This window comes from Micromonospora deserti (genome assembly GCF_003236335.1).
Lineage (GTDB): Bacteria > Actinomycetota > Actinomycetes > Mycobacteriales > Micromonosporaceae > Micromonospora > Micromonospora deserti.
The window spans coordinates 1-2,276 of sequence record NZ_POUB01000467.1; the positions used below are offsets into that span (position 1 = coordinate 1).

1 protein-coding gene and 1 pseudogene are annotated in these 2,276 nt (G+C 76.8%); both read right to left on the bottom strand.

All coding sequences use genetic code 11. From position 1 onward, the window contains the following. Window positions 1-1,238 (bottom strand): annotated as a pseudogene (locus tag C1I99_RS31195) (fibronectin type III domain-containing protein); the annotation flags it as partial. Between the two features lie 156 nt (window positions 1,239-1,394). Continuing rightward, the coding region (locus tag C1I99_RS31200) for a fibronectin type III domain-containing protein (RefSeq protein WP_233512820.1) at window positions 1,395-2,276 on the bottom strand (882 nt) is incomplete at its 5' end.

Here is a 2,276-nt window from a genome sequence, read left to right on the forward strand (position 1 = left end):
AAGTACGCCAACGACGTGCTCGGCGGCGGGGGAGCGGGCGGCGGGTCGCCGCCGAGCACGTCGTTGGCGTACTTGTCGACCTCGCGGACCTGGTGCTTGTCGTCCACCACCCGGGCAGTCGCCGAGTCGGGCGCGTTGATGAAGAGGTGGTTCTCGCGCACCTCCAGCTCCAGCGGCCCGGTCGCCCGGCCGCGGATGGTGTCGACCAGCTGCCCGCCCGCGTCGAAAGAGTAGATGGCGCCGGTCGCCTCGTCGGCGCAGTAGAACCGGTCGGCCCAGGCCACCGCGGGGCTGAGCCGGTCGCCCGCGCCCGGCACGGTGAACGCCCGCACCTCGCCGCCGGCGCCGACCACGTGCACCCGCCGCTCGCCCGGCACCGTCACCGGCACGTCCGGCCCGCTGGTACGCGCCGGCAACGCCCCCGGGGCGGACATCGCCAACCTCGTCGGGCGCACGGCGCCGCGCCGCACGGTGACCAGCGTCCCGGCCGTCCGGTCGAGCACGGCCACACCGTCGTCCAGGGTGGAGACGACCAGCTCGTGACTGGCCTCGGCCACGTCGTACGTCTCGACCTGCTTCGGGCTCAGGCCGGCTCCCGCCAGGGCAGCCGAGGCCGGCGCGGACGGCAGCGTCGCGGCGGTGATCGCCGAGACAGTGCCCTCGCTCGGCACCGCGATCCACAGCCGTCCCTCGCCGTCGAAGGCTCCCCCGGTGATGCCCGGCGGGTAGCGCACCGGCTCACCCACCGGCGCCAGGGACCGCGGGTCGAGCTGCCGGACGATGCCCTGCACCGCGTCGACGACGAACGCCGCGTCCTCGTGCAGCGCGACGTTGACCCCGAGGCCCGGGGTGGTGCGGGTGGTCGCGGTGATCTGCAGGGTGGCGAGGTCCAGCGAGCTGACCTGACCGGTGTTCAGGTCCCGCAGGATCAGCAGCCGGTCGGTCTGGGTGACCTGCATCGGGTGGCGGCGGGCGCCGGGAATCTCGACGCGGGTGTCCACCCGCGCGGTCACCCCGTTGACCCGCGCCATCTCGCTGCGCGCCGCGCTCCACAGCCAGGAACTCGCGTCGTAGCTGGCCACCGCGTTGTCGGCGGTGCCCAGCCCGAGGACGGTCAGCCCCATGGCGGCCAGCAGCGCGGCCACTGTGGCGACGGTGACCAGCCCGCCGCGCATCCGCCGGGACCGGGGAGGTGCCGCCTCCGGTGCGGTGCTCACGGCATCGTCGATGGTCGCCACAACCGGCTGCCTCCCCCTGTCGTCCCGGCGGGTGGCGCGCCCGCCGGCGACCCCCTCCCCTGAGCCGGGTGCCATCATATGGCCCGCTTCCAGGGCGAGGGAACCCGCACCGTCCCGCTGTGGACACCCAGCGTGCGCGCCCGCGGCTGTGGACGGTCAGCTCGGCGGCGTACGGCCCGCCCGCTCCGTGCAGACCTGCCCCGACGTGGCGAACGAGTCCGTCGACCAGACCGCCAGCACGGTGAAGCAGTAGTCCACCCGGGAGTTCAGCCCGTTGACCGTGTAGCTGGTCTGCCCCGGGTCCACCGTGGCCAGCACGCCCAACGCCTGGCCGGCCCGGCCACCGGCCACCATGAACGGCACCCCGCCGCCGGCCGGGTCGGTCCAGCTCAGGGTGATGGTCGCCATGTCGTCCCGCAGCGTCAGGTCCCCCGGCGGCGGCCCGGTCGCCGCCGGCGCGGACGGCGCCGGGGAGGCCGGCCCGGCCGGCGGTGCGGCGTCCCGGCTGAGCACCAGCGCGCCCACCCCGGCGACGGCCGCGAGGGCCACGCCCACGGCGGTCACCGCGACAACCACCGCCGTCCGGCTGCGGCCGTGCGGCTCGGGCGCCACGACGACGGGGTACGCCGGCGGCGGTGCGTACGACGGCGGCGCGGGCGCGGCGGGGTTGGCCGACGGCGCCGGCTCGGACAGCGCCGGCTCCGGCCCGGGCAGCGGGTCGTCGAGTTCGACGTACGCCGGCTCCGGGTCGGCGTCCCGCTCCGCGTCGGCCGCCTCGGCCGGCGACGTCGGGTCGGTGTTCGGTCCGGACGCGGGGGTGTTCAGCTCCTGCGGGGGAGCGGCGCTGCTCCACGGCGGCGCGGTCATGCCCCAGGGCGGCGCCGGCGGCGCGCTCACCGGCGGCGGGGCCACGGGCGGCCCACTGACCGGATACGGGCGCCCCGGCGGCGCGCTGATCGGCTGTGGGTGACCCGGCTCCGGCTGACCCGGTGGGGCGGTGACCGGCTGTGGGTGGCCGGGCTGGGGCTGACCCGGTGG